This is a genomic window from Paludisphaera soli (genome assembly GCF_011064595.1).
Classification (GTDB): domain Bacteria; phylum Planctomycetota; class Planctomycetia; order Isosphaerales; family Isosphaeraceae; genus Paludisphaera; species Paludisphaera soli.
The window spans coordinates 1-20,647 of sequence record NZ_JAALJI010000046.1; the positions used below are offsets into that span (position 1 = coordinate 1).

20 protein-coding genes are annotated in these 20,647 nt (G+C 71.1%); 17 read left to right on the forward strand and 3 right to left on the reverse strand.

The genetic code is table 11. The features are described 5' to 3' along the window. The 15 genes from G6O68_RS29805 to G6O68_RS29875 all read left to right on the forward strand — a co-directional run. On the forward strand, window positions 1-899 hold an 899-nt coding region (locus tag G6O68_RS29805), incomplete at its 5' end, for a hypothetical protein (protein WP_165253073.1). Window positions 900-926: 27 nt separating this feature from the next. Then, complete coding sequence (locus G6O68_RS29810) at window positions 927-1,250, forward strand: hypothetical protein (RefSeq protein ID WP_165253075.1); 324 nt, start codon at window positions 927-929, stop codon at window positions 1,248-1,250. 41 nt (window positions 1,251-1,291) lie between these two features. Beyond that, on the forward strand, window positions 1,292-2,026 hold the full coding sequence (locus tag G6O68_RS29815) for a hypothetical protein (RefSeq protein WP_165253077.1): 735 nt from the start codon (window positions 1,292-1,294) through the stop codon (window positions 2,024-2,026). A gap of 98 nt (window positions 2,027-2,124) precedes the next feature. Further along, window positions 2,125-3,114: a glycosyltransferase family 2 protein gene (locus tag G6O68_RS29820; RefSeq protein ID WP_165253079.1), complete on the forward strand. Its 990-nt coding sequence runs from the start codon at window positions 2,125-2,127 to the stop codon at window positions 3,112-3,114. A gap of 28 nt (window positions 3,115-3,142) precedes the next feature. Beyond that, window positions 3,143-3,544, forward strand: coding sequence for a hypothetical protein (locus G6O68_RS29825; RefSeq protein WP_165253081.1), 402 nt, complete (start codon window positions 3,143-3,145; stop codon window positions 3,542-3,544). Then, window positions 3,541-3,801, forward strand: coding sequence for a hypothetical protein (locus G6O68_RS29830; protein WP_165253083.1), 261 nt, complete (start codon window positions 3,541-3,543; stop codon window positions 3,799-3,801). The genes G6O68_RS29825 and G6O68_RS29830 overlap by 4 nt, the downstream gene beginning before the upstream one ends. 275 nt (window positions 3,802-4,076) lie before the next feature. After that, window positions 4,077-4,334 carry a hypothetical protein gene (locus tag G6O68_RS29835; RefSeq protein ID WP_165253085.1) on the forward strand — a complete coding sequence of 86 codons (258 nt, stop codon included), beginning with the start codon at window positions 4,077-4,079 and terminating at the stop codon, window positions 4,332-4,334. A gap of 134 nt (window positions 4,335-4,468) precedes the next feature. Next, window positions 4,469-5,224, forward strand: coding sequence for a pentapeptide repeat-containing protein (locus tag G6O68_RS29840; RefSeq protein ID WP_165253087.1), 756 nt, complete (start codon window positions 4,469-4,471; stop codon window positions 5,222-5,224). A gap of 71 nt (window positions 5,225-5,295) precedes the next feature. Further along, window positions 5,296-5,721, forward strand: a complete 426-nt coding sequence (locus tag G6O68_RS29845) for a hypothetical protein (RefSeq protein WP_165253089.1) — start codon at window positions 5,296-5,298, stop codon at window positions 5,719-5,721. Window positions 5,722-5,790: 69 nt separating this feature from the next. Further along, entirely contained in the window at window positions 5,791-6,819 is a 1,029-nt protein-coding gene (locus tag G6O68_RS29850) for a sigma-70 family RNA polymerase sigma factor (RefSeq protein ID WP_165253091.1), read from the forward strand. Window positions 6,820-6,847: 28 nt separating this feature from the next. After that, window positions 6,848-7,630, forward strand: a complete 783-nt coding sequence (locus tag G6O68_RS29855; protein WP_165253093.1) for a hypothetical protein — start codon at window positions 6,848-6,850, stop codon at window positions 7,628-7,630. 70 nt (window positions 7,631-7,700) lie between these two features. Then, window positions 7,701-9,809: a phage/plasmid primase, P4 family gene (locus G6O68_RS29860; RefSeq protein ID WP_165253095.1), complete on the forward strand. Its 2,109-nt coding sequence runs from the start codon at window positions 7,701-7,703 to the stop codon at window positions 9,807-9,809. Window positions 9,810-10,261: 452 nt separating this feature from the next. Further along, window positions 10,262-10,663 (forward strand): PEP-CTERM sorting domain-containing protein, encoded by a 402-nt coding sequence (locus tag G6O68_RS29865; protein ID WP_165253097.1) that lies wholly within the window; start codon window positions 10,262-10,264, stop codon window positions 10,661-10,663. Window positions 10,664-10,776: 113 nt separating this feature from the next. Continuing rightward, window positions 10,777-12,363 carry a carboxypeptidase M32 gene (locus G6O68_RS29870; RefSeq protein WP_165253099.1) on the forward strand — a complete coding sequence of 529 codons (1,587 nt, stop codon included), beginning with the start codon at window positions 10,777-10,779 and terminating at the stop codon, window positions 12,361-12,363. A 130-nt stretch (window positions 12,364-12,493) separates the two neighbouring features. After that, the gene (locus G6O68_RS29875) at window positions 12,494-14,053 is read left to right on the forward strand and encodes a serine hydrolase (protein ID WP_165253101.1); all 1,560 of its coding nucleotides are present in this window, start codon (window positions 12,494-12,496) and stop codon (window positions 14,051-14,053) included. On the opposite strand, the gene G6O68_RS29880 is transcribed toward G6O68_RS29875, so the two are convergent. Both G6O68_RS29880 and G6O68_RS29885 read right to left on the reverse strand, forming a co-directional pair. Next, window positions 14,037-15,338: an MFS transporter gene (locus tag G6O68_RS29880; RefSeq protein ID WP_240911570.1), complete on the reverse strand. Its 1,302-nt coding sequence runs from the start codon at window positions 15,336-15,338 to the stop codon at window positions 14,037-14,039. The two genes, G6O68_RS29875 and G6O68_RS29880, sit on opposite strands and share 17 nt — an antisense overlap. Then, window positions 15,335-15,883: a hypothetical protein gene (locus G6O68_RS29885; RefSeq protein WP_165253103.1), complete on the reverse strand. Its 549-nt coding sequence runs from the start codon at window positions 15,881-15,883 to the stop codon at window positions 15,335-15,337. The genes G6O68_RS29880 and G6O68_RS29885 overlap by 4 nt, the downstream gene beginning before the upstream one ends. Window positions 15,884-16,059: 176 nt before the next feature. Between G6O68_RS29885 and G6O68_RS29890 the strand changes: the two genes are divergently transcribed. Then, window positions 16,060-17,178 carry a DNA topoisomerase IB gene (locus tag G6O68_RS29890; RefSeq protein WP_165253105.1) on the forward strand — a complete coding sequence of 373 codons (1,119 nt, stop codon included), beginning with the start codon at window positions 16,060-16,062 and terminating at the stop codon, window positions 17,176-17,178. Here the strand turns inward: G6O68_RS29890 and G6O68_RS29895 are convergent. Continuing rightward, window positions 17,090-18,859, reverse strand: coding sequence for an ABC transporter permease (locus G6O68_RS29895; RefSeq protein WP_165253107.1), 1,770 nt, complete (start codon window positions 18,857-18,859; stop codon window positions 17,090-17,092). The genes G6O68_RS29890 and G6O68_RS29895 overlap by 89 nt on opposite strands. Before the next feature lie 325 nt (window positions 18,860-19,184). Here G6O68_RS29895 and G6O68_RS29900 point away from each other — a divergent pair, with 325 nt between their 5' ends. After that, window positions 19,185-20,477: a tyrosine-type recombinase/integrase gene (locus G6O68_RS29900; RefSeq protein WP_165253109.1), complete on the forward strand. Its 1,293-nt coding sequence runs from the start codon at window positions 19,185-19,187 to the stop codon at window positions 20,475-20,477. Window positions 20,478-20,647: the final 170 nt, after the last annotated feature.

A 20,647-nucleotide genomic window follows, 5' to 3' on the forward strand; every position in this document is an offset into this window, starting at 1 on the left:
ACGTCGCCGACGAGGCGGGGGACGGCCACTGGGACGTCTCGACCTCCTCCTGGTCGTCCCGCGCGCTCGACCTCTCCCGGATCTTCCCCGACGACGAGGACGGCAGGCCGACCTACGTGAAGCGGCTGCGTCCGGGCTCGTCGACGCTCGTGACCCGGGACGAGCAGGGCCGCCCCCTGCGAGCCCAGCTCGCGCTCTCCCGAGACTACAACGGCGCCGCCCCGGCGGTCTGGGACGGCTCCGGGCACTGGCAGCCGATCTCCGGCGGCTGGCAGCTCCTGGAGGATCGGCTCGGCATCTACCTGGTCGTCGAGGACCCCGAGGTCTGGGCGATCGGCGACTACACCGGGGAGCATCCGCAGGAGCCCAGCCGGACGCTCCGCGGCGTGACGAGCCAGGCCGCCCCGGCCTCGCCCAACACGCGGTTCCACCTCCGGCTGACCGCCGTGGTGGAGGACGACCTGATGCTGCCGGCGTCGGTCGACGCCAGGCCCGTCTCGCCGACCTCGTTTACGAGACGCCGGCGGGTCGACGCCCGCGACCACTTCGCCCTGGAGACCGTCTCCGCCCGATCGCTCCACAACCCCGACCCCGAGCCGAGGACCGTCCGCGACGACACCCCCCGCGCCGTGGCCTGGGCCCGTCAGCTCCGCGCCGCGCACGAGCTGCCCCCGACCGTCGGTGGCGCGACGGTCCCCAGCCTTGTCACCGCGTACCGCGTGGGCGACCGGATCGCCCGCATCAACGGCCGCGACGTCGGCCTGCAGACGAACTTCGGCGAGGCCCAGGGCGAGACGCCCGCCTATCCGGTCGTCACCGCCGTCATCTGGGACTTCAGCGACGACCGCCAGGCCACCCTCATCGAGCTGTCCGACGCCGACGTCGAGCACGCCGCCTGATCCCACCCGAAAGGACGTTACAGCATCATGTCAGCCCGCGTTCTCCGCGATCGACAGCAGGCCGCCTCGGACGCGGTCCGCCGCATGGCCTCGCCGGGCGAGGGGGGCTCCGAGGCGGCCCTCGTCCAGACCAAGTCGGCCGGGGCCTACCCGACGGTCGCCTCCGCGTTCTTCGCCTGCTCCCCGGTCCGCATCCAGGGGGCCGAGGTCGAAGGGGCGGGAGTCGCGTTCGTCCCGGACGCCTCGCGGACGATCTTCGCGTACAACCTCGGCACGAAGGCGCCGCCGCTCGGGACCAGGGTGATCGCCCACGCCTGCGGCGGGCGATGGACGTTCCGCTACGACGGCTGACCGACCGCCTCGTCCGACTCCCCCCTTCCGCCCGGTGGATCATGCCCAAGGACCCGCTCCGCCCGCTCCGCCTGCGTTGGGACGACCTTCGCGACCCCGGGGCCGCGACCGGCCGCCTGCGTCGGCCCGAACTCGACGCCGCGCCCACGAGCGGCACGCCCCGATTCCTGGGCCGGGTCCGCGACGCCGGCGCGATCCCGACGACCTCCGACCGCGTCTTCCTGGTCAACCCGGCCAGGCTCGGCGGCGGCGAGTCCGAAGGCGCGACGGCCGGCGTCGCGGTCGACTCCTCGCGATCGATCCCCGTCGCGGTCGTCGGCGCGATCGTCCCCAAGGCCGGCGACCTGATCCAGGCCTTCGCGGTCGGCGGCCGCTGGGTCGCCGCGATGCACCGCTCGTCGCCGATCCCCGTCTGCGGGACCTGCACCGCCCCGCAGAGGGACCTCGTCGTCTCCTGGACGAACGCCCTCCTGGGGTCCGGAACGACGCCGCTGATCTACAACGGCGCCGACGAGTGGACGAGCAGTTGCGCCAATCATCTGATCTTCCGCCTGATCTGCCGCGACGGAACGGCGAGCTTCCGCGTCGCCTACTACACGGCCGGCAACTGCCCCGGCGGCCAGGCCGCGACCTGCACGTCGCCCGGCCAGTCGCCGCTCGGGCTGTCGCCTTCGCTCTCCTCGTGCACGCCCTTCATGCTGCAATACAACCTCGGCGCCGGCACATGCCCCACGCTCGCCTCGCAGGGGTATACGCGGTTCACGGTCACGGCGTGAGTCCGGCGTGGTTTGGGATTGCCCCCGATCGGCCGGGGCCTGTAGCCTGGGCCTCGCCCGACGACGACCGCCGACGTCCCCTTTCCGACGTGAGGCCCATGACCGATCCGCCCCGATCCGCCGCCCCCGGGCCGCACCCGACGCTCAGCGTGGTCGTCCCCCTCTTCAATGAAGAAGAGAACCTCGACGAGCTGCATCGACGGCTGACGGACGCGCTCGGCCGGATCGGCCTGGAGTACGAGCTGGTCCTGGTGGACGACGGCTCCGGCGACCGCTCGCCCGGGATGATCGACGACCTGACCCGCCGCGATCCCCGCGCCGTCGGGATCCACCTGAGCCGGAACTTCGGCCACCAGCCGGCCGTGTCCGCCGGCCTGGATTTCGCGCGGGGTGACGCCGTGATCGTGGTCGACGGTGACCTGCAGGACCCGCCCGAGTTGATCGCCGCGCTCGTCGAGAAGTGGCGGGAAGGCTTCGAGGTGGTCTACGCCGTCCGCCGTCGCCGCGACGAGGCCTGGCCGAAGCGCCTGGGCTACTACGCCTTCTACCGCCTCCTCGGCGCCGTCAGCGACCTCGAAATCCCGCTCGACAGCGGCGACTTCTGCCTGATGGACCGCAAGGTCGTCGACGTGCTCACGCATCTTCCCGAACGCATGCGTTTCGTCCGAGGCCTGCGATCCTTCGTCGGATTCCGCCAGGTCGGCCTCGAATACGACCGCCCCGCCCGCGCGGCCGGATCTCCCAAGTACACGTTCGGCCGCCTGCTGGCGCTGGCCGTCGACGGGCTCGTCAGCTTCAGCGGCCGCCCGCTCCGGCTGGCGACCTACCTCGGGCTGACCGCCATCGCCGTCGCGGCCGGCCTCCTGCTCTGGATCTTCCTCGACGCCTTCGCCTACGGCCAATCGCCGGCCGGTTGGGCGAGCACCGCCGTGATCGTGCTCTTCATGGGCTCGGTCCAGCTCCTCAGCCTGGGGATCATCGGCGAGTACATCCGCCTGATCTTCCTGGAGACCAAGGGCCGTCCGACGTACATCGTCCGCGACCGGACGCCCCGCCGCAATCGGGCCGACGACGCCCCTCGCGACTGACCCCACCCCCCTCCGACATCCCCCCGACATGACCAACATCCCCGCCGACGGCGCGCGATGCCGGCGATGCCCGCTCGCGCCCGGATCCCCCTGCGCCGGGGTCGAAGTCCCCCGGCTCTGCCAGCTCGTCGACCCCGAGCATCCCGATCACGACCCTTCGTACCTAGCCGCCCTGCCGATCCCCCCGGACCAGCCGACGGGCGACGACGACCCGCCGCGAAGGCCGCTCGCCGAGACCCTGCGCCTGCTCCGCGCGATGAAGGCCTGCCCCCATCGCGACGAGCGGACCGACTGCGGCTGCGCGGGCTCCGCTTCGTGCTCGCAGGGACGCGGGGGCGGGGGCGTCGTCCGCATCGTGGACTGCTTCGAATGCCTCGATCCGAGGGCGTCCGCCGACGCCCGGCCACAACGCGAGAGGAGACCGCCATGACGCCCGAAGACATCGCGCCCGAAGCAGGCCCGTACCTCGACGAGGCCGCCGTCGACGCCGACGAGTTCGCCCGCCGCGAGGCGTTCGAGGCCGCCGACCGTCTCTGGATCCGGGCCATCGCCCCGCTGCTCCAGCCCTCCTCGCCCGAACCCGATCCCAACCCCCGCGTCCAGTTCGCGCTCGATCGCATGAGGATCGCCGCCTGCGAGCGGATCGCCCGCATCCTCGCGTCCGACCTCCCCGAAGGATCGGCGTGACGACCCCCGGCGGGGGCCGCCTCGCCCCCCGTCGGCCCTCTCCGGCGAGGCATCCCGATCGTGCAAGTCCGCCCCGGCGGGCGAAATTCCTCAACCGGGATATTTTTCCCGGTTTCCTGGAACCTCGCAATCGAACTTGCTGATCATCCCCATGAGCAAGCGAGGGAAGCCGGCCGAGACGGACGGACCTCCCCCCACCGCCCGATTCTCGCCGAGCTTCGCCCGCCCCCGCGTCGCGACGCCGCCAGTCGACGACAGCCCGAAAGGAGCGACCCATGCAGCGATTCTCCGAGTTCTCGCTCTCCCGCGGATTCGATGGGCTCGAGCAGCGGCTCAGCCTCAGCCTCACCTCGTTCATCTCGATCGGCGCGACCAAGGCGATCGCGGAGGGGCCCGTCGTCCCGGATCCGGATCCGGACATGCCGAGCGACCCCCCGCCGCCGCCCGAGTCGGACCCCGGCGACTTCCCGGGCTATCCCCCGCCGCCCGTCTTCCCGCCGCCGCCGATCGGCGGCCCCGTCGGCCCCGGCTGATCCGCCGGCCGGCACGACCGCGTCCCCCGGGCGCCTCGCCTCGCGGCGGGGCGCCCTCTCTGTGTTTCCAGGGCCCTCCGATCCGCAGAGCCCCTCCGCCGAACCGACCCCATCCTCGTCGCGGGAGTCTTTCCATGGCCGTTCATACGTTGCTCCGACGCTGGTGCACCGGCCCCCTCGCCCTGGTCGAGGCGGAGAGCCAAGGCCGGGCGGTCGAACTGGCCGCGAGGGCCGGCGTCCCGCTCGCCTATGCGGACCTTAAGGGGATCGAGGCCCCTCGCTGCTTCCTCCCCGACGCCGACCTCCGGGGGGCCGATCTCGACGCCGCGATCCTCCCCGGGGCCTACCTCCGCCGCGCCGACCTCCGCACCGCGACACTGGTCGACGCCGACCTCGCCGGGGCGGTGCTCCGTCAGGCCGACCTCCGCGACGCCCGGCTCCGCGACGCCGACCTCCGCCGCGCCGACCTCCGGGACGCCCGGCTCGCCGGGGCCGACCTCCGCGGCGTCCGGCTCACCGGCGCCCGCCTCGAAGGGGCCGCGATCGACTGGCGATGGGCCGCAGTCGCCGTGGAACTCCTCCGCCGCGATCCCGGCTGCCGGGGCGACTCCCTCCGCCTCGTCGTCGAGCTGGCCCTCGAACGCGACGAACGCCCGTACGCCTGGCTCCGCCCGATCTTCCGCGGCGGGCCGGGGATCGTCGACTGGGCCTGTTCCGTCCTCGGCCGCGCCATCCTCCCGGGCGACGACGCCCCGGAGATCCTCCGCAGGCTCGCCGCCGACGCCGACGTCGAGCCATCCGCGCGGACCGCGGCCGACCGACCGGGCCGGCTCTACTGGACCCGCGCCGTCGGGCCCAGGGGCCGCAGGTCCGAGAGCCGATCCGACTGATCGTCAGGATCTCAGACTTTCATCATTTCGTCCGATCATCCATCGACCGTACTCGTCCGGGAGGCCCTCGCATGTCGTCCGCTCGCCTGAAGCACCGCCGATTCCCCACGATCCGCACGTCGGCCCGCGACCTGGCCATGCTCCGGGTGGCGCCGATCGACGCCGCCTCGCTGCCCCGGGTCCACGTCGGCCTCGGCCAGGCGGCCGGCGCCCTCCGGGTGCTCGACCGATCCAGCGGCGAGGAGGTCCTGGTCTACACGCCGACCTTCAACGCCCAGTTCAAGGCCGGGCACCGCGCGGGGCGTTGGTACGTCCGGCCCGCGCTCGGGGTCGGCGGCGCCCCGAGGAGCATCGCCTTCGCCACGGCCCGCGAGGCCGTCGAGGCCGTCGCCGTCGACGCCTGGCGACTGCGGGTCGTCTCCCCCGACGCCCCCTCGCACGCCGGCGCCCGCCCCCGACTCCGCGTCATCTGGTCGACCCCCGACTCGACGAACTGACCCGCCCCCCCGCCGCGAGCCGCGCGACGGACCGATCGCCTTCATCCCCATCCATCAGGACGAGCCATCATGTTCACCGAAGATCACGACTCCGAGACCGCGACCGCGACCCGTCCCCAGGCCGGCCGGGCTCGGCGGACCGACGCCCAGGCCGCCCCCCTTCTGACCGCCGCGCAGGAGCAGGCCCTGGCCGCGCGGATCAAGGCCGGCGACGCCCAGGCCCGCGAGGAACTCATCCTCGCCAACCTCCGTCTGGTGCTCAGCATCGCGGCCGAGTTCCGGGCCCGGAACCGCGCGATCGACCTCGAAGACCTGATCCAGGAGGGGAACATCGGCCTCATGCGGGCGGTCCGCGACTTCGACCCGGAGGCGCACGGGACCCGGTTCGTCACCTACGCCTCCTGCTGGATCCGCCACCACATCCAACGCGTGCTGGCCGAGCAGTCCTCGATGATCCGCTTCCCTTACTACCTCGTGATCCTCCGCCGTCAGTTCGAGAAGGCCCGCGCCCAGATGCTCGACGCCAGCCGCTCCGCGCCGGTCTCGGTCGAGCCGCTCGAACCGAGCGTCGAGGCGGTGGCCGAACGCATGGGGGTCTCCCCAAGGCGGCTGAAGCACCTCCACAACGCCCAGGTCGACCTCCGCTCCTACTCCACCAGCTCGATCGACGACGACGAGTCCCAGGACGACGCCCTGGCGCAGTCGCTCCCGCCCGAGGCGCCGCTCGAGGTGGCCGAGACGATGGAGAAGCTCCACGCCGCGATGCGTCGGCTGACCCTGCTGGAAGCCTGGGTCCTCCGCCGCCGCTACCGCCTGGACGACTCGACCCAGGAGGCCGAGGACGAGGCCCAGGCCCGCTCCCACCGCCGCGGGTCCGAGCCGCGACGGCCCGGCCCCCGCACGGACGGCCGCCGCACCTACCGCGAGCTTTCCCGCGAGATCGGGAGGCCCATCCACCAACTCCGCCTGGTCGAACGCACCGCGATCGCCAAGCTCCACGACCTGATCGAGCCCCGGACCGACCGGGACGCCCAGGATCGCGAGGAGAATCCGGCCGCGCGAAGCGCCCCCATCTCCCGCGTCCGACGCTCGGCCTGAACCGACTTTGCACCGAGAGGAGGGCGTCGTGACGGCATTGCACTATCGGGAACACGCCCATCGCCGCGACGGCGAGGCCGCGATCCCCCAGGTCCGGCCCGAGGTCGCCCGCCGATTCCTGGAGCACCTGGCCTCCCCCGCGACCGGCTGCGTCGAGCTTCGGGTCCTTCGCGCGGCCTGGGACCGCCGGGGCGATCTCCACCGGGCCGACCGCATCAGCCCGACCTATCAGGGATCCACCCTGGCCGGCTGGTACGACGACCTCGACCGCCTGGCCCGCCACGCCGGCCGTCTCGTCGCCGTCTCCGGGTATGTCACGATCAACCCGATCCGGCGCGACCTGCTGGCTCGCTCCGACAATCGGCTCGATCGGGTCCGGCACACCAGCCGGGACGACGACGTGGTCGCCCTGCGCTGGATGTACTTGGACATCGACCCAAAGCGACCGGCCGACGTGAGCAGCACCGACGAGGAGCTGCACGCCGCGGTCCGACGCCGCGACTCCATCCTCGCCGGCGAGCCGGAGATGGCCGCCGCCGCCCTGTGGGGGAAGTCCGGCAACGGGGCCTGGATCCTCGTCCGCCTGCCGGACGACCCGAACGACTCCTCCCACCGCAGCCTCGTCGCCCGGACCGTCAAGGCACTCGCCCGGGTCTACAACGACGACGCCGTCGTGGTCGACACGGCGACCGTGAACCCCTCGCGCCTGATCGGCCTCCCGGGCACGATCAAGGCCAAGGGCTCGCCGAGGCCCGAACGCCCCTGGCGCCGGGCCACGTTCGACGGGGCGGGGCCGCACGCGACGGGCTGACCCCGCCCCATCCCGTCGTCGTCGTTGGAACCCGGACATCGATCCCGCGTCTGCAAGACCCCATCGACGTATGACGACCCCTCGCGATCGACCTTCGCCCCAGCCTCGCGCCCTCGGCCCCGACGCGAGGGAGGTCGGGCCGCCGCCCCGGGCCCTCGACCTGGCCGATTGGCTGGCCCGCAAGGGTGTGTCGGACGGGCCGACTCGCCCCGTCGTCGTCCCACGCCCGTCCGGACCTCGACCCATCTCCCGCCCGTCGGTCAGCCTCGCCGAGCGGGCCTCGTCCTATCTCTCCACGCTGCCCCCGGCCGTCTCGGGGCAGGGGGGGCACGGCCGGACCTTCCGCGCCGCCTGCGTCCTCGTCAAAGGGTTCGGCCTGGGAGTCGACGAGGCCCGGCCGATCCTCCAGGAATGGAACCGAGGCTGCGACCCGCCCTGGTCGGAACGGGAACTCGACCACAAATTGCGGGAGGCCGACAAGGCCGCCGACGACCGGCCGAGGGGATGGCTCCTAACCGACCGCGGGTCCCCAGCGACCGGATCGGGGGCCCCGCGACCCTCCGTCCCGTCCTCGCAAGCGTCCCCCGCGGCCCCTTCGATCCCGCAACCTCCGGGTGATCCGCCTCCGGCCGCCGGGGACGGCGACGGCGAGGACGTCGAGTTGCGGACGAATCCGCACCGCCTCGCCCGGCTGTTCCTGGGTCGTCGATTCTCGCATGCGGGAGGGCTGGGGCTGCGGTTCTGGTCGGACGCGTTTCATCGGTGGGACGGCTCATCCTACCGCATCGTCCCGACGACCGAGTTGCGGGCCCTGCTGGCCCAGGACCTGGCGGACGAGTTCCGACGACTCCACCGCCTCGACCGCGAGCGGGCGGAGGAGGAATCTCGGGGGCCGGGCAAGGGCCGTCGTGGATCGCGCCCCCTCGGCCCAGCACCGGTGACCACCCGCCTCATCGGCGACGTGGTGCAGGCGCTCGCCGGCCTGACGCTCGTCCCCGGCGAATCCTGCCCTTCGCGTCCGGCCTGGCTCGAATCCGGCGTCGAGGCCGCGGCCACGGGGCCGGACGCGGCCTCGCGATGGTGGTGCGACCTGTCCGGCTGGCCGGCGGCCGAACTGATCGCGACGCGCAACGCGCTGGTCCACCCGCCTTCGTTCGTGACGGGGGCGGCGTGCATGTCGCGGCCGAGCCCCCGATACTTCAACGCATCCGCACTGGACTACGACTTCGACCCCGAGGCCCCGCCCCCCCGCGCCTGGCTCGCGTTCTTGCGAGACGTGTGGCCCGACGACCCGGACAGCATCGCGGCCCTGCAGGAATGGTTCGGCTACCTCCTGACCTCGGAGACCCGGCTCCAGAAGGTGCTGATGATGATCGGCCCCAAGCGGTCGGGCAGGGGGACGATCGCCAGGGTTCTCAAGTCGCTGGCCGGGCCGAGCAACGTGGTGAGCCCGACGCTGTCGACGCTCGCTCGACCGTTCGGGCTCTCCGTGCTGATCGACAAGCCGGTGGCCGTATTCCCCGACGCCCGGCTTTCGAGCCGCCCCGACAACGCGGCGATCGTCGAGGCCCTGCTGTCGATCAGCGGCGAGGACGACCAGGCGATCGACCGCAAGCATCAGTCGGCCTGGACCGGCAAGCTGCCGACCCGGTTCGTCCTCATCTCGAACGAACTCCCCCGCTTACGGGATTCCAGCCGAGCCTTATCAAGCCGCCTCGTCCTGCTCCGGTTCACCCGATCTTTTTACGGCAATGAGGACCTGGGCCTTTCCGCGAGGCTGCACGGCGAGTTGCCCGGGATCCTGATCTGGGCCTTGGAAGGCTGGCGAAGGCTTCAGCTCCGGGGCCGATTCATCCAGCCGGCCTCGGGTCGCCCGCTCCTGGAATCGATGGACGAGCTGGCGAGTCCGGTCTCCGTCTTCCTCGAGGATTGCTGCGTCGTCGAGCCGATGGCTTCGATCCCTTCGACCGAACTCTATGATGCCTGGCGTTCCTGGTGTCGCCGGCACGGCCGCGAGGCGGTGGGCGACGAGCAGGCGCTCGGACGCGATCTCCACGCGGCCATCCCCGGCCTCGGCAAGCGCCGCCATCGCATCGGATCGACCCGGGTAGTCTTTTATAGCGGCGTGCGACTGCTCGCCCCGTCCGGCGCGGAGCGGGCCCTCCCGACCCTGTCCTGAGCCGATGAATCCGCGGGGGCCTCGCCGAATCCGAAGCAATAGGTTATCATCAGCCCCTCGCCGTCAGCGTCCACCCAGGGCCGCGACGCCAATCTTCGACCATTTTCGTAGGTCTAAGATCAGGGCGGACGCGTCCAGGCGAACACAGAGAGCCCTTTCGCTCGCTACTCGTTCTTCTGGGATCGTTTTCCGATCGTCACGGCACGCAAGATGCTCTGGTTCGATCAAGTTGTTGATCTGGACCCTCATCCAGCCGCCCCGGAGCATCGAGACTGCAAGGTCGCACGCACGGCCTTCTCACCAACCCATGCGACGGCCGACCGTCGCGACGATGAGCAAGGACGCCATCGGCGGGAAAGGTTTCGCGGCCCGGATCGGACCTCGATCGGGATCGCCGCGGACCCTTGACGACCGGCCCCGCATGGCTTCGCGGATATGGAATCGACGAAAGAATGCTCATCAAAACGATTTGTCAGGCTCGTGGAGGATACGGCTCGATGAAGGATGGCAAGCTCCTGTTCCCGGCTGCTTTGATCGCGATGATCCTCGCCGCCGGGGCCGCCCGGGGCGGCTCGATCACCCATCCCAACCTGGATCCGCCCCGATCCGAGTCGACTTTCGGTCCGCTCGCGGCCGGACTGCTGGACCTTCCGTCCGTTGCCATGTCTTCGGAAGTCCTGGCGTCGCCGGACCTCACCCGACAAGACGCTCGCCTGATCGCCGGGACCGTCGAGCCGTCTGCGATTTCGGCGGAGCAGCCCTTGCGCGTCCCGGAACCGACCTCGATGGGGCTTTTCGGGATCGGCATCACCAGCCTGATCACTCTGCGACGATTCCGCAAATACTTCTCTTGATTGGCCTTCCATTCCGAAATCGGCAGCGACTCGGCCCCTTGCGGCCGGGTCGTTTTTCGTTTCGAATGGCCTGAGCCGATCCGGACACCCCCAAAGCCGTTGAGAGTCCAGCCATGACCTCGCCCACCACGACCGATCATCTGCTCTACGAGGACCTGCTGAATCGATCGAGAGAGCTGAGCGTCCTGGCCTCCTGCGCCGGGGTCCTGGGCTGGGACGAACAGACCTACATGCCGAAGTCCGGGGCGAACCTCCGGGGCGATCAGATGGCCCTGCTGGCTGGGATCCAGCACGACCGCGGCACGGATCCGCAGTTGGGGGAGATCCTTCAACGCCTTCAGGACAGCCCTCTGGTCGCCGATCCCGCTTCCGTCGAGGCGACCAACATCCGCCAGCTCCGCCGCGCCCATGAACGCCGGACGAAGCTCCCCCGCAGCCTGGTGGAAGACCTCGCCAGGACCACCTCCCTGGCCCAGCAGGAGTGGGTGAATGCGAAGCACGCCGCCAACTTCGTCCACTTCCAGCCGTGGTTGGATCGGGTCTTGCACCTGAAAAAGCAGGAGTCGGCCTGCCTCCTCGAATGCCTGGAGGATGGGCAGGACCATCAATTTCCTGGGCAGGCCGCCGATGCGACGGCCCTCATCTACGACCCGCTGCTGGACGACTACGAGCAAGGGGCCAGGACGGCCAAGTTACGCGGGCTCTTCAAAAACCTCCGCGAGGCCCTGTCGCCCTTCGTCCTGGAGATCGCGGAGGTGGCGAAATCGCGGAAGCCGGCCGGCGACTCGGTCCTTCGACGGCGTTTCCCCGTCGAGCGCCAGCGCGTCCTGGCCGAGTCGGCCGCGGCCGCGTTGGGCTTCGATTTCCAGGGCGGACGGCTCGACGTCACTGAGCACCCGTTTTGCACCGGCATCGGTCCCGGCGACGTCCGGGTCACCACCAAGTACGACGAGCGGCGATTCGACGACGCCTTCTTCAGCGTGCTCCATGAAGTCGGCCATGGGCTGTACGAACAGGGACTGCCGGCCGAGCAGTGGGGGGCACCGGCCGGCGAGTCGGTTTCTTTAGGCGTTCATGAATCGCAATCCCGCTTGTGGGAGAACTTCGTGGGGCGAGGCCGCTCGTTCTGGACCTACTGGTTCCCGGTCGCCCGCCGCACGTTCCACGACTCGCTGCACGACGTCTCGCTCGACGGGTTCCTCGCCGAGATCAACCGCGTGGAGCCGTCGCTGATCCGCATCCAGGCCGACGAGGTGACGTACAATCTTCACGTGCTCATCCGTTTCGAACTGGAGCAGGCGCTCTTGGGCGGCGACCTCGCCACGGCCGACCTGCCCGAGGCGTGGAACGCCAAGTACGAGGAGACGCTCGGGGTGCGGCCCGCGAACGACGCCGAGGGCTGCCTGCAGGACGTCCACTGGGCCGCCGGGCTGATCGGCTACTTCCCCACTTACACGCTGGGGAACGTCTACGCCGCGCAGCTCCACGCGCGGGCGAACGCCGACCTCCCGGGCCTGGAGGACGGGTTCGCCCGGGGCGAGTACGGAGACCTCCTCGCCTGGCTCCGCGAGAAGATCCATCGCCAGGGCCAGCGCTTCACGCCGACGGACCTCATCGAGCGCGCGGTGGGCGGGCCGATCGACTCCCGGCCGCTGATGGATCACCTGCGGCGGAAGTACGGCGAATTGTACGGCCTGTGAGGCGGCGGTCGGCCCCCGACGCCGGGCGGTGGACTCGCGAGGGCCGAGCCGCCATGATGGCCTCGGCGTCCGCGATCGCGGGGAGACGACCAGGAGCCGAAGGAGGGTCGCGGCGCCGAGGGACAGAGCCATGGCGCGACCGATCCGGCCCTTGATTCTCGCCGTCCTCACCTCGCTCGGCCTCGTCGCGGCGGCCGACGCCCAGCAGGCGCCGCCGGACCCGCTGGCGGGGCTTGATGCTTATATCGAAAACGCCATGCGCGACTGGGACCTGCCCGGCCTGGCGATCGCGATCGTCAAGGACGACGCGGTCGCCTACACGCGGGGCTTCGGCGTCCTGGAGGCGGGCAAGCCCGGGCCCGTCACCGATCGATCGCTTTTCGCGATGGCCTCGAACTCGAAGGCGTTCACCGCGACGGCCGTCGGCCTGCTGGTCGAGGAGGGGAGGCTGCGATGGGACGACCGCGTGGCCGATCGGCTGCCGGACTTCCAACTCTTCGACCCGTCGGCGACGCGCGCCCTGACCGTCCGCGACCTTCTCTGCCACCGCGTGGGCCTGGGGACGTGGCAGGGCGACCTAATCTGGTACGGCTCCGACCGGAGCGTGCCCGAGGTGCTGCGGCTGGTGCGACACATCCCGCCCGACCACGACTTCCGCGACCGCTACGCCTACTGCAACCTGACGTTCCTGGCGGCGGGCGAGGTGCTTGCGGCCATCGGGGGCGAGCCCTGGGACGTCGTCGTGAGGCGACGCTTCTTCGAGCCCCTCGGCATGTCGCGGAGCAGCACGTCGGTCCGCGACCTGGAAGGGGTCGAGGACGTCGCCAGGCCGCACACCCTGATCGACGGGAAGGTCGCGGCGATCGGATACCGCAACCTGGACAACGCCGGCGCGGCGGGGGGGATCAACTCGTGCGTCCGGGACTGGGCCCGCTGGATGCGCCTGCAGCTCAACGAGGGGACGCTCGACGGCGAGCGGGTCGTCCCGGCCGCCGTGATCCGCGAGACGCGAACCCCTCAGCAGGTGATCCGGCCGATCTCGGAACGCCAGCGGTCGCTCTTCCCCTCGTCGCACTTCTTCGCATACGGGCTCGGCTGGTTCCTGCAGGACTATCGGGGCCGGATGGTCCTCTCGCACGGCGGCGGCATGGACGGGATGCTCTCGCTCACGGTGCTCGTCCCCGAGGAGAAGCTCGGGGTCGTGGTGGTCACGAACTACGACGAGCAGGACCTCTACCGGGCCGTCCCCTTCCGGGTGGTCGACGCCTACCTCGAGGCCGAGCCTCGCGACTGGAGCGGCGAGCTGCTCCGAGAGCGTCGGGATCAGGACGCCCGCGTCCGAGAAGCCGCCGAGAAGCAGCGCGCCGAGCCGGCCGGAGCGACAGATCCGCGCCCGAGCCTCGACCTGGCGCGCTACGTCGGCGTCTACCGGCACGAGGCGCTCGGCGACGCCGTCGTCTCGTTGAAGGACGGCTCGCTCCGCCTGGAGGTGGAGCGCAACGCCGGACTCCGGGCCGACCTGAAGCACCGCGACGGCGACCTCTTCGAGGCGGCCTGGGCCGACCCGTTCTATCGCTCCAGCGCGATCCCCTTCCGGCTCGACGACGCCGGCGCCCCGGTCGAGTTCCGCCTGTCCGTCCGGCCCGACTTCATCGACCCGATGCAATACGTCTTCACGCGTCGCCGTTGAGATCGGCGACGGCCGCCGAGCGCCGCAGGGCCCCGGCGAGCCTCGGGGCGGCGAGGAGGGCCACGACCAAGGTGAGGGCGTAGACGGCCGTGGCGAACCAGTACGGGGCCGAGTCGGACACGCGGTCGAGCAGCACGTTGCCGAGGAGGTAGCTGGCGATCCGCGCCAGGGTCTGGATCGACGTCAACGCCCCGAAGACCGCACCTTGCTCGCCCGCCGGGGTGATCCGCGAAAGCAGTCCCAGGATCGACGGGCTCAGCAGGCCCGAGCCGACGGCGAAGAGGACGATCGCGAGGGCCAAGGGCACCACCCCCGTCCCCGGCGTCGCCGCGACGAGCGCGAATCCCAGGCCGGCGAGCAGCGTCCCCGCCAGGATGAGCCGCAACTCCCCGAATCGGGGGACCAGGGAACGGATCAGGCCCCCCTGGACGATCGCCGACAGCAGCCCAGTCGCGGCGAAGGCGTAGGCCGCGCCCTTCGGCGTCCATCCCATCCGGCGCTGGAGGAAGACGGCGAACGTCCCTTCGAGCGACGCCCAGGCCAGGACCGACAGGAACGCGACCGCCGCCAGCGCGCCGACCCCGTCGAGCCGGAAGACGTCGACCAGGCCCCGGCGCGTCAGCACCCGCGCCGCCTGCTTCGGCCGGGAACCGGGGGGGAGGCTCTCGGGGAGCCGGGCGATCACCAGGATGAGGGCGATCGTCGAGAACCCGGCCGCCGCCAGGAACGGGGCGCGGAGGTGCCAGCCGGGGGCCAGGGGGAGGTCCTGCATCAGCCCGCCGAGCAGGGGCCCGAGGACGAACCCGAGGCCGAACGCCATGCCGATCATCCCCATCCCCCGGGCCCGGTGCTCGGGCCGGGTGACGTCGGCGACGTACGCCTGCGCGACCATGATGTTGCCGCCGGAGGCCCCGTCGAGCATCCGCCCCAGCAACATGGTCGGGTAGTCGCGGGCCAGCCCTAGGATCACGAACGAGAGCGCCGTCCCGGCCTGGCTGAAGACCAGCAGCGGCCGGCGGCCGTAGCGGTCGGAGAGCCTCCCCAGGATCGGGCCGGCGATCAGCTGGCAGATCGGGAAGGCCGCGAACAGCAGCCCCACGCGCCAGCCCTCCAGCTGGTACTCCTTCGCGAACGGGCCGAGCAGGGGCATGACCAGCGAGAAGCCCAGCAGGTCGATCAAGACGATCAGGATCACCAGCCCGAGCGGCGAGCGCGACGGCCCCGCCGCGCCGGCTTCAGGGTTCGCGTCGATGTTCAATTCCGCATCCGTTCCGGCCGTGCTCAAGCGTGCGCCTCCGGGGCGGGTTCCGGCTCGGGGCCGTAGCGTCCCTCGCGGACGCGGTCGGCCTGGCCCTTCAACTCGGCGAGCAGCCGGTGGTGCGAGACCACGCCGGCGTACTCGATCAGGAAGGCGACGGCGTTGAATCCCAGGGCGAAGCCGGCCGCGGCCAGGTGCCAGGGGCGGTAGGCCGGCCCCCGGGTGTCGACGGCCGCCCCGAGCCAGGCCGCCGCGGCGACCGCGGCCATCCCGCCCAGGATGAACCGGAACGCCCGGCGCTTGTTCCGCGAGGCCTGCGCCGCCAGCCAGTCCGGCAGGTCGTAGGCCCGCGAGACCTCCTTGGCCCACTTGACCGTCGCCAGGAAGTACGTATAGACGATCGAATGGATCCCCAGCACCGCCATCAACGTCCCCAGCGAGACGAGCAAGTGCACGCCGCGCCAGGACCCCCCCGACCCTCGAGGCTCCGCCGCCGCCGGGAAACCGGTCGCGAACGACGCCAGGAGCAGCGACGCCCCCGTCATCGCGAGCACCAGGTACGAACGAATCATCGAAACCCAACCGATCCACCGAGGACGCCGCACGGACCCATTCGAAGCCCCTCCACAGTATGAAAGTTCGGCCCGTCCCTGCAACCGGCCCCTCGCCGAAGCCTTCGGCCGCCCGTCTCCCCCATTCTCGGCCCTCGCCCCCCGATCCGGCGCCGGGATTGCCTGAAGGGAGCTTCATGAGCACGAAGTCCCTCGATCCTGAAGCGAAGGCGAGCCTCGACGACGCGGCCATGGCCGCGAAGGCGGCGGGGCTCCGGTATGTGAGCGACGCGCGGCCCGGGCTCGGCCGCAGGCGTTCCGGCAAGAACTTCCGGTACGTCGACGCCGCGGGCAAGCCGGTGCGCGACGAGCAGACGCTGGCGCGGATCAAGGCCCTGGCGATCCCGCCGGCCTGGACCGACGTCTGGATCTGCCCATCGGCCCAGGGGCACCTGCAGGCCACCGGCCGGGACGAGAAGGGGCGGAAGCAGTATCGCTACCACGCCCGCTGGCGGACGGTCCGGGACGACGCCAAGTACGGCCGCATGGCCGCCTTCGGCCAGGCCCTCCCGCGCATCCGCGAGGCCACCGACGCCGACCTGAAGCTCGACGGCATGCCCCGGCGTAAGGTGCTCGCGGCCGTCGTGCAGCTCCTGGAGCTGTCGCTGATCCGCGTGGGGAACGAGGAGTACGCCCGGACCAACAAGTCGTTCGGCCTGACCACGATGCGCAACAAGCACGTCGCCGTCGAGGGCCCGACGATCCAGTTCCAGTTCAAGGGGAAGAGCGGCGTCAAGCACCGGATCTCGATCAAGGATCGCCGCCTCGCGCGGGTCGTCGCACGGTGCCAGGACCTGCCGGGCCAGGAGCTGTTCACCTACCTCGACGACGAGAGCGGGGTTCAGCGCATCGACTCGGCCGACGTGAACGAGTACCTCCGCGAGGCCTCCGGCCAGGACTTCACCGCCAAGGACTTCCGCACCTGGGCCGGCACCGTCCTGGCCTCGATGGCCCTCCAGGAGTTCGAGGCGTTCGACAGCGACGCGCAGGCCAAGAAGAACATCGTCCAGGCCGTCGAGCGCGTCGCCGAGCGGCTGGGCAACACGCCGAGCGTCTGCCGCAAGTGCTACGTCCACCCGGCCGTGCTCGACGCCTATCTCGAAGGCTCCATGCTCGACGCCCTCCGCACCCGCACCGACCGCGAGATTCGGGACTCGCTCGGCCATCTCAAGCCCGAGGAGGCCGCCGTCCTGGCACTGCTCCAGAATCGCCTGGCGCGGGAGGATTCGTCGAAGAAGCGGAAGGCCGGCGCGTGAACGGCCCCCGCCGCTCGTCCATCCGGCCGAGGCAGCGGTTGAACGTCGCCAGCGTGGCCAACAGCAGGCCCGACGCGACCAGCCCGTAGACGACGATCCAGAAGGCGACCCAGGCGGCCTGCCCGCCGACGTCGTTCCTCGAAGCCACGCCGCCGAACACGGCGCTGGAAAAGCCGACGCCCCAGAACGGGCTGGCCGCGGCGACGCCCGGGCCGATCGCGTCGGGGCCTTCGCCGAAGAGCGTCATCGCGAGCGGGACGGCCCCGATCAGCACGGCGAGGTAGAGCCCGGCCGTCAGGCCGACGGCCCTCCCCATCCGGGGCAGCCAGGTCGCCATCGCCAGGCCGAGGCTCGTGAGCGCCGCCCCGTAGGCGATGATCAAGGCACCGATCAGGACCGGCCCGGGCGCGAATCCGGTCCGCGTCGCCAGGGCCGACGTGATAAGCATCGGCCAGATCGCCAGCGGCAAGACCCCACGGAAGGCGCCCCACCACTTGCCCAGGACGATCGACCGGGTCGAGAGCGGGGTGGTCAGCAGTATGTCCAGGCTGCCGCGCTGGCGCTCCTCGGCCAGGCTCGTCGCGGCCGGGATGCTCAGCAGGAGCAGGCCGGCGGACACCTGCAAGCCGGCGAGCACCGCGCCCAGTTCTCCGTCGCCTCTGAGCGCATCGACGATCGCCCACAGGCTGAACGCGGTCGAGAGCGCGCCGAAGAGGCCCCAGACGACGAGCGACCAGGCCGACGGCCGCCGCCGATGCCACTCGCGCCAGAGCACCGGGTTGGCGTCGAGCGACGGCGACAGCCGGCCGAGCCTGTTCCGTCGAAAGGTCGGACGCGTCGCCTCACCCCGGCCGGCCTGCCGGACCACCACCGCGCGGATCCGCCAGGTCGCGACCGCGGCCAGGAGCGTCGACGTCACGAGCCCGAGCGCGCAGAACCTCGCCTGCGCCCCCAGCCCGACCGGGACCAGCGCCGACGGGGCCCCCAGAGGGCCGAGGACCAGGAAGATCGGGTTGTACGGGAAGAGGGCCAGGTAGCCCGGCAGCCAGCCCGGCCGGGCCCAGCCGGGGAGATTCATGGAAACGGCCATCCAGATCGGCGCCGCCAGCAGGTAGCCGATCCCGAAGGCGTAGGTCGCCAGCAGGACCTCATGCGTCTTCCGCCCCCAGATCGAGAGCGTCAGCGCCAGGGTGCAGCCGAAGACGCCGCAGGCCAGGCAGACCAGCATCGCGCCGGCGGGCAGCGCCGGGTCGACACCGCCGAGGAGCGTCGCCAGGGCCAGTACGGGGGCGGAGCAGAGGATCAGGCCGATCACAGGCGCCAGCCGCGCCGCCAGCTTGCCCAGCACGATCTCGGCGTCGGTCAGGTCGGTCGCGAACAGGAGGATCAGGTTCCCCCGGGCCTTGTCCAGGCAGATCGCCCCGGCCGCCGCCGCCGGCGCGGCCAGGCCGACAAGCCCGAGCAGGATCAGCGTCGTCACGGCGTAGAACGCCCGGCCGACCTCGGCCATCTGCTGGACCGTCGGCTCCCCCTTCCCGTCGAGGTTACCCAGCCAGGCGCCCGACAGCCCGAGCAAAAGCAGGGACACCACCAACGACCGCAGGGCGTAGCCCTGCCAGTTCCGCGAGGCCGCCCGCCATTCCTGGGCGAAGACCGGCCCCGTCCCGATTCGCCTCGCCATCCCGTCGGCCTCCCGCATCCACGGAGCCCGGGTTCAAGGGATGGCTCCACGGCCCTACCCGTCATCCCGCACTCGACGGATCCCGATCCACGACGGATAAACTTTACAACACAAAGCTCCGTCGCGGCAAGCGTCTACCGGTCGCCGCGCGGGCTCTTGCGAGCGAGGGATTCGAGGGGGGGGTCTACTCCGCCCCCTCGCGCAGGGCGAGCAGCCGTTGCTGCATCATCGTGAGGTGCGACCCATTGCCGAAATCCCTGGAGAAAACGAAGATCGTCACGAAACTCCGGTCACGATTGACCGAACGATCCAGGAGGACGTGACGATGGCGAGGCCTGGGGCTCCTTGGTTCTGGAAGGCGAAGCAGCGATGGGCCGCGACGATCTGCGGCAAGCAAGTCCTGGCCCCCCGAGAGATCGAGAGGGACGACCGAATCACGGCCCTCGAGTGGTACGCGGCGACCGTACGTGCCGCGGCCATAAACGACGAGGCCGCCGGTGAACTGACGGTTGGCGACGGGCTCGAAGCCTATCTCCTCGCGTGCCGGGACCGCGTCGCGGCCGGGGACCTGACGCCGGACGCGTTCCGCGTCTTATCGTGCTCCCTGGGCGTCGCCGCCCGGGTCGTGTTCGATGGGTCGCCTTTCCACGCGAAGCCCGTCGCGAAGGTGGACCGAAAGCAGCTCGACGCCGTCATAGCTAACTGGGCCACCGGCCGCAAAAAGAAGGCGGATGCCGGGCCTGGATACCTGGCCGCCATGCGGTGCAAGCTTCAACCCGCGTTCCGCTGGATGGCGGCGCAGGGGATCGTGCCGGCCTACACTCTCGGCGACTCGAGGATGCCGACCCGGTCGATCGTAGAGACGGAAATCTGCTCGCGGGCGACCGCGGCGAAGTGGCTTCGCTGGTTGCGGTCCCGCGCATCGACCGAGGCCCACGCGCAGTTCCTCCTCCTCCAGCGGCTACTGATCCGCACCGGTGCCAGGCCTTCGGAACTCCACCGCGCCCGGTGGGGCGATGTCGCGTGGGACGCCGCCAGGACTCCGGACGGGTCCGCCGTCGGCGTCATCACGCGGGCCGAGTGGAAATCGGGCAAGAAGACGGGCCAGCCCCGAAGGATCCTCCTCCCGCCGACCGCCCTGCGCCCGCTCCGCCACCGCTTCGAGGCGATCCGTCCGGCGGCGGACGACCTCATCTTCCGCGACCCAAAGGGTCGGGAATGGAGCGCGTCTGAGCTGGCCCGCGAGTGCCGCAACTCCCGGAACGCCGCCGCGGCGGCCGGCTGGGACCTGCCCGCGGTGGGGCCGGGGCGGATCCGCCCCTACCAATGGCGGCACACGGCCGCCTCAAAGCTGATCGCCGACGGCGTCGCCCTGCCGACGACGGCGAGGCTCCTGGGCACGAGCGTCGCCATGCTGCTGAAGACATACGTGCACACCGACGCGCAGCGGCTGTTGGCCGCCGCGATGACCCTGGACAGGCCGAGGCCCGTCAGATCCCCAGCAACGGATGCCTCTTCTGAGGTCGACGCGGGACGACGGGCGGCACGGCGGCCGGTGCCGAAGGCTTCGACACGACCTCGCGCGACCGCTCCCAAGCCTCGACGGCCTCGGGCCTGAACCTCATCGCCCCCCAGTCGATGTTCTTGGGGGGCCTCCTCAACTCCACGCGGGGGACACCCTGCGTGAGCACGATCTCCCGAACCTGTCGCTCGGGCAGTCCCCACCTGGTGATGAGGTCCTTCATGTGCCAGAGCTCTTTGGACACTTACGCCTCCGACCGGTGCTAG